This window comes from Acetobacter sp. P1H12_c (assembly GCF_018811975.1).
In the GTDB taxonomy this organism is placed as follows: domain Bacteria; phylum Pseudomonadota; class Alphaproteobacteria; order Acetobacterales; family Acetobacteraceae; genus Acetobacter; species Acetobacter persici.
The window spans coordinates 1-708 of record NZ_JACRVR010000100.1; the positions used below are offsets into that span (position 1 = coordinate 1).

Annotated in this window: 1 pseudogene; it reads right to left on the minus strand. The window is 53.8% G+C overall.

Annotated features, from left to right (window positions below):
- Positions 1–708, minus strand: a pseudogene (locus KP699_RS16290) (transposase); the annotation flags it as partial.

The window sequence follows — 708 nt, forward strand, 5'->3', positions numbered from 1 at the left end:
CTAGCCTGATCCTCATGGTGGCTCGCGTTATGCCTACGGTTCGGACGAACAGTCCCGTCTGTGACTTCTGATCAGCAAAAATATGCTCGACACGCGACCGGATAACGGATTTTCCTGCATTCGATTTCTGGATATGTCGTGGCATCGGCTTAAGATGAGGCTTTTTCCTGTGAACCTTGAAGACAAAGCCATGCTTCTCCATGAAGGCCTCATTGGCTTTTGAACGGGGCTGTATCTGCCCAGACATTAGACGCCGTATCGCTGCGATCAAGAAGCCCCTCACGTAGTCTGGCGCCATCGCTGGCAGCGGCATCCGTCGTCTTCCATTTGCGGATCAGCCGAAATTTCCGGTCGATGGAAATATGCGATTTATAGCCAAAGAAAGGGATGGCGAGATCCGTAGACGGGATCGTCCCGTCATCCTGACGCTTTGCTTTGGTGAATTTCAGCGTCCATCGCGCATGACGATCTTTATGGGGCAGCTTTGACGGCTTGTCCTGCCAATCCTGTGGGATCCGTCCGTCCTGCAGATCGGCCTTCTCCTCATTGGTATTACGCTGCTTTGGGGCCGCTACCAGTGTCGCGTCCAGGATCTGGCCTGACATGGGGAGATAACCGGCATTCCGCAGGGTCGCATCAAAGCGTTGAACAAAACATCAATTGCTCGCGCTTGTGTCAGACGTTCCCGGAACAGCCAGACGGTCCTAG